The 5962-nt window shown below is 52.3% G+C and carries 5 protein-coding genes and 1 tRNA gene; 5 read left to right on the top strand and 1 reads right to left on the bottom strand.

Annotated elements, in window-relative coordinates; translation table 11 throughout:
* Positions 1-156: 156 nt before the first annotated feature.
* Positions 157-243: transfer RNA gene (locus ACJJH9_RS18590), tRNA-Leu, on the bottom strand.
* A gap of 242 nt (positions 244-485) precedes the next feature.
* On the opposite strand from ACJJH9_RS18590, the gene rnr reads away from it, so the two are divergent.
* The 5 genes from rnr (at position 486) to ACJJH9_RS18565 (ending at position 5962) form a co-directional block, all read left to right on the top strand.
* The gene (gene rnr / locus ACJJH9_RS18585; protein ID WP_444923639.1) at positions 486-3215 is read left to right on the top strand and encodes a ribonuclease R; all 2730 of its coding nucleotides are present in this window, start codon (positions 486-488) and stop codon (positions 3213-3215) included.
* 12 nt (positions 3216-3227) lie between these two features.
* Complete coding sequence (rlmB, locus tag ACJJH9_RS18580) at positions 3228-3983, top strand: 23S rRNA (guanosine(2251)-2'-O)-methyltransferase RlmB (RefSeq protein WP_444923638.1); 756 nt, start codon at positions 3228-3230, stop codon at positions 3981-3983.
* Between the two features lie 227 nt (positions 3984-4210).
* Complete coding sequence (locus tag ACJJH9_RS18575; protein WP_444923637.1) at positions 4211-4765, top strand: RNA polymerase sigma factor; 555 nt, start codon at positions 4211-4213, stop codon at positions 4763-4765.
* Positions 4766-4783: 18 nt separating this feature from the next.
* Positions 4784-5356, top strand: a complete 573-nt coding sequence (locus ACJJH9_RS18570; protein WP_444903674.1) for a hypothetical protein — start codon at positions 4784-4786, stop codon at positions 5354-5356.
* A gap of 60 nt (positions 5357-5416) precedes the next feature.
* Positions 5417-5962: a hypothetical protein gene (locus tag ACJJH9_RS18565; protein ID WP_444883543.1), complete on the top strand. Its 546-nt coding sequence runs from the start codon at positions 5417-5419 to the stop codon at positions 5960-5962.

Here is a 5962-nt window from a genome sequence, read left to right as displayed (position 1 = left end):
TGGTCTCTAGAAGACTTTAAAATACCGAACCGGCCCCAGTGGCCGGTTTTTTTATGGGCGTTTGTATTGGAAATATCTCGGGGACTTTTCGTGGGTAAGATTTACATAAGCCGAAACGAAAAAAGGCCGACTCTTTCGAGTCAGCCTTTTTGGAATTGGTGCCCAGGAGAGGACTTGAACCTCCACGACCGTTAGGTCACTAGCACCTGAAGCTAGCGCGTCTACCAATTCCGCCACCTGGGCAAATCAACGTGTGCTCCGTTGAGGACGCGAACTATAGAGATCTGCAGGGGGAGTGTCAACGGTTTCTTAGCGCTTATTTCAACATTTTACCCAAAGGTCTGGAAATGTGCTGAAATCGCTTATAATGCGTTCAACAGCGGCGAAACATTGAACAACAACTCTCTACCTCCGCCGCCTGCCTTTGACCGGATAACCTCCGGAAGCCGCCTCAATGGGCGGTTATCTCAACAACGGATGCTGTTTTGACACACAAAAATACTTCAGGCCCCCTCAACGCTGACCCTCATGCCCAGCGAGAGGCGGAAAAATATGAAAAGCCTATCCCCAGCCGAGAATATTTGTTGCAACTTTTGGAGCAGCAGGCGGAACCGGTGCCCTGGGAATTTGTTGCCAACCTTCTTGAATTAGAGGATGAAGACCGGCGTGAAGGGGTGCGCCGACGCCTAATCGCCATGTCCCGAGATGGCCAGATTGCCAGCAATCGCTCCGGTGATTTTGGTGTGCTGGACAAAATGAGCCTGGTTCGTGGCCGTGTTATTGGCCACCGCGACGGTTTTGGTTTCGTTGTGCCCACGGATGGTGACGGCGATTTATTTTTGTCCCATCGACAAATGCGCAAAGTCTTTGATGGCGATGAGGTGCTGGTGCGGGAGACTCCCGGCGGCTTTCGCGGCAAGCGTGAAGGTGCCGTGGTTCGGGTAATCAAGCACAATACCGAACAGCTGGCTGGGCGCCTTTACCGGGAAAATGGTATCTGTTTTGTGCGGCCCGATAACCCCCGCGTGAACCTCGATGTGATGGTAGCGGCAGAAGATGCCGCCGGTGCCGAACACGGCCAATATGTCGTGGTAAAAATTGTCACACAACCTGGGCGTGACCGCGTACCCCAGGGGGAAGTGCTGGAAGTGCTCGGCGACCATTTGGCACCGGGCATGGAGATCGATGTCGCGATCCGTAACTATGGCATCCCCCATATCTGGCCCGCCGCCTTACAGGAGGAAGTGGATGCCATTGCCAATGAAGTGCTGGAAGAGGATAAAAAAGCGCGGGTTGACTTGCGCCAATTACCCCTGGTCACTATTGATGGTGAGGATGCCCGCGATTTTGATGATGCAGTTTACTGTGAGCTTTTGCCTGACAACAGTTGGAAGCTGCTGGTAGCCATTGCCGATGTGTCTCACTATGTGCGCCCCGGCTCGGTGCTTGATGAGGAGGCTCACAGCCGTGGCAACTCGGTTTATTTTCCCGACTTTGTCGTGCCTATGCTGCCGGAGAAATTGTCTAATGGGCTCTGCTCATTAAATCCGGAGGTAGACCGCTTGTGTATGGTGTGCGAGATGCACATTGATCGCAGCGGTGAAATTACCGATTACCGTTTCTTTGAAGGTTTGATGCGCAGTCATGCGCGTCTGACTTATACCCAGGTAGGGCAGGTATTAGAAGAACGGGACAATCGCGATAGTGGTTTGCGTAAGCAGTTCGCCGCACTGGTTCCACATCTGGATAATTTGCACGATTTGTACCTGGCGTTGCGCAGTGCCCGGGATCGGCGTGGGGCGATAGATTTTGAAACCACCGAAACTCGTATTCTGTTTGACAGCGAACGCAAAATTGAGCGCATAGTGCCGGTTACCCGCAATGATGCGCACAAACTGATCGAAGAGTGTATGTTGGCGGCCAATGTTTGTGCGGCGGATTTAATGGAACTGTCGGAATTACCGGCTCTCTATCGCGTGCACGATGCCCCGAAAGAAGAAAAACTCAGCAACTTGCGCGAGTACCTCGCTGAGCTGGGATTGCGACTGCCCGGTGGCTCCGAGCCACAGCCTGCGGATTTTCAGGCGTTACTGGAGCAGGTCGAGGGCCGTGCGGATGCCCATATAATTCAAGTGATGTTACTGCGTTCCATGAATCAGGCGGTCTATCAACCGGAAAATCGCGGCCACTTTGGCTTGGATTATCGCGCTTATGCCCATTTCACCTCACCCATTCGCCGCTATCCCGATTTGCTGTTGCACCGTGCCCTGCGCTGGCTAATTCGCAATGGTAGTGCCAATGAAGCGGCAGTGGTGCAGAAGGTATACAGCGTGCCGGGTGCCAGGCCCATCGATCGACAGCAGATACTGCCCTACGATATGCCGGCGATGTTACAGCTCGGCGAACAGTGTTCCATGACTGAACGCCGTGCAGACGATGCTACCCGCGATGTGGTTAGCTGGCTCAAGTGCGAATATTTGCAGGATCATGTGGGTGAAGTTTATTCCGGCGTAATTAGTGCGGTAACGGGGTTTGGCTTATTTGTCGAGCTCAATGATCTTTTTGTTGAGGGGTTGATCCACGTGACCGCGCTGCCAAAAGATTATTACCGCTTTGAGCAGGCGCACCAGCGTTTAATCGGCGAACGCAGTGGCAAACGCTACCATCTAGGTGACTCAGTTAGCGTTCAGGTGGCGCGGGTCGATCTTGAAGAGCGCAAAGTAGACTTTATTCTCGAGGAATTGGTGCCGCGTCAAAAGGCCTCCCGTGCTAAGAAAGAAACGACTAAGGTCAGTGCCCGCGCGATGGAAATGGCTGTAGAGCATCAATTGGAGCGGGAGCGACGCAGCAAGCAGAAAAAAGACAGCAGCCGTAAATCACATGCCAGCCCCTGGGGAAAGCGCGCAGAAACCTCAGCGGAAGTAGCGCCTATTCGCAAACGTAAGGTCGGCTCCAAAGAAGCGGTACCTGTGGGAGAGCTGACGGAGGATAAGCCCAGTACGAGCAAGAAAAAATCAAGCGAGGATGCCGACAAGCAAAAAACTGAGGCGCCGGCAAAGCGTCGCGGAAGCAAGCGCACTCCCACGCGCAAAGGCGGTAAACGCCCAGCGGTAGCTGCGCGCAAGGCTGCACAGAAAGCAGAAAAGGCCAAAACGCGTAGCGGCAAAGTTAAAAAGAAGAAGAAAGCTTCTTCTACCAGTAAAAAGAAAAAGTAATCGAGGCATAAGTTGAGCCAAGAATTGGTATATGGCCTGCACGCGGTGCAGGCTTTGTTAAAGGGTTCCCCACAAAATGTGCAGGAGTTGATGCTATTGCGTGGGCGCAAAGACCAGCGCTTGCAAAAAATTATTCAGCAGGCGGAAAAAAATGATATCGCACTGCGTTTTGTCGACCGTCGCACTTTGGATGATAAGGTGGAAGAGGGCGCTAATCACCAGGGGGTAATTGCTCTTTGTGCGAGTAAAACCCAGGTTCTGGATGAGAAATTTCTATTTGGCATGCTCGAAAAGCTGGACCAGAAAGGTGAGGCGCCATTTCTCTTGGTCCTGGATGGCGTGACCGATCCCCATAATTTGGGTGCCTGCTTGCGCTCAGCGGAGGCTGCCGGTGTGCACGCGGTGATTGCGCCCAAGGATAAATCCGCAGGTTTGACCCCGACAGCCCGCAAGGTGGCCTGTGGTGCGGCTGAGGTTTTACCCTTTGTTACGGTGACCAACCTCGCGCGTACCCTACAGCAGTTACAGCAGGCTGGAGTGTGGATTTTTGGTGCGGCAGGAGAGGCTGCTCAGGATGTCTACCAGTCTCAGTTGACGGGTCCTATGGCTTTAGTGATGGGTGCCGAAGGCAGTGGCCTGCGCCGATTAACCCGGGAGCACTGTGATCATTTAATTAAAATTCCGATGGCCGGTGAAGTCAGCAGCCTGAATGTGTCTGTTGCCACCGGTGTTTGTCTATTTGAAGCGGTGCGTCAGCGCAGCGCCTGATTTATTCCTTTTTTTTTGATCTGTAAGTCCTGGTGATTACTGATGCCGGGACTTGCAGTATCTCGGCGTAGCACTTCACACGCAAACCTCTTTTTCCCCTCTATTTCCACTATTCACTGCTAGATTTTTTCCACTGCCACACAGCATTTTTACTGTGCAGCTTTCTATTTCATGCCGCGGGTGAAAAATTTGCGGGTAACTTTCCTTTGATATCCGGGAGTAGCGGTTTGTACGCCTGGCCCCAAAAATTACTGCGACGACGATCGCGTAATGCTCGTTTTGCTGAGTTGATACATCCACATATTCGCCAACTTTATCGTATGGCCTTTCGCTGGACAGGGAATCGCGAGGAGGCTGAGGACCTGGTACAGGATGTTTTGGCAAGCCTGCTGACGCGATCTGTAGCACTGGAAAAAATTCAGCGCTTAGGTCCCTGGTTAATCAAGGTGCTCTATCACCGCTATGTGGATCTTTACCGCCGACGCCGAAGCTCCCCCATTGATGAAGAGGTTGATTGGGAGACGGTGGCAAGCGGCACGCCAGAGAAGGGACTTTCTTCTCAGGTGGAAATGCAGCGCATTTTACTGCAGACGCTATCGAAACTAGAGGTCAACTGGCGCGATACGGTATTGCTGCACGATGTAGAGGGGTACTCCCTACTAGAGGTGGCAGATATTTTGGGCATAAGTGTGGGCACGGTGAAATCACGCCTACATCGCGCCCATAAAAAATTAAAAAAATTGCTCAGTGAGGGAACTATTAGCGAGGGTCATCCGTGTTAGTAATTAGAGGAAAAGCCAATGCTGAAATATGACGCTGAAGATTTTTCCAGTGAGATGTTGTTACGTCACCAGCTCCGCGCCCTGCCGGTTGAGAACCCTGGCGATGACTTGGAAGAGCGTATCTTAAAGTCTGTCTTCGCTGGGCAGGAAAGCAGTCAATCGTCTTCTTTATCAAAATTATTTTTTGACGAATATCGGCGAGTGGGACAGTTGGCTGTAGCTGCGGGTTTCTTCGTGGTCGTGACATTGGGAGTGATACTGACATTCTTAAAAGATACCCCGATGGATGTTGGGGCTGGTTATACGCAGCAAGATGTCGAAGGCACTATCAGGCGGCCAGTGCACCTTTTACTGCACAGCAGTCGCCGGATGCCGGGGGCACTAATCAGGGTCGTCTTACCGGAAAATATGCAACTTGATGGTTATGCGAGCAGTCAGGTGTTGCAGTGGCAAACGGATATTGCTGCAGGAAGTAATCGCTTGTCGTTGCCGGTGAAAATCCTCGGTGAAAATAGCACGGGGGAGATATTGATCGAAGTGGAATACGGTGGGGTGAGCAAGCGACTGCGTCAACGATTAACGCACTTGTGAAGCCGGCCGCAATGTAGGGTTCGATAGCAATTTTTGTCACAACCTAGAGGTAACCAAGCGATGTGGAAACAGGGATTATTGGCGGCGGGTGTCGCTGCAGCAGTTATGTATAGCGGCCCTTTATTGGCGCAGGAGGCACCAGAAGACCTGGATGTCACTCTCACTGTGGTTGAGGAGGGGCAGGATGCGCAAGATGTGGTGAACAACATAGAGCTTCCGCCGGATATGCAGGAGGTGGCTGAGGAAACCATCGCGGCGGTAATGGAAGCAGTAGCGGCTACTGGGCAGGGCGCTGAACATAATGAGGAAATTGAAGCAAGGATGCGTGAGGCCCTCACACGCCACCAGGAGTTGATTGCCAATGCGCGTCTCTCAGCAGAAGCGGCCAGGGAGGAAGCTCTGCGCACCGCTGAAGTAGCCAGGGAAAGTATCGAAGAGGCCGTTAAGAGTGCGATGAACGGTGCAGATATACAAGGCGTTATCGAGCAAGTGATGCAGGATATTCTTTCTAGTCTACCTGCGGATATTCGCGACCAGATTTCTATGGAGCTTGATGGAATGTTTGAGCAGGCTCAGGACAATTTACCCGATGGGCCAGATGCCTAA

Source organism: Microbulbifer mixtoriginis (SeqCode) (assembly GCF_052466715.1).
The sequence above is the reverse complement of the archived record's forward strand: the minus strand, read 5'-3'. Positions and strand labels throughout refer to the sequence as shown.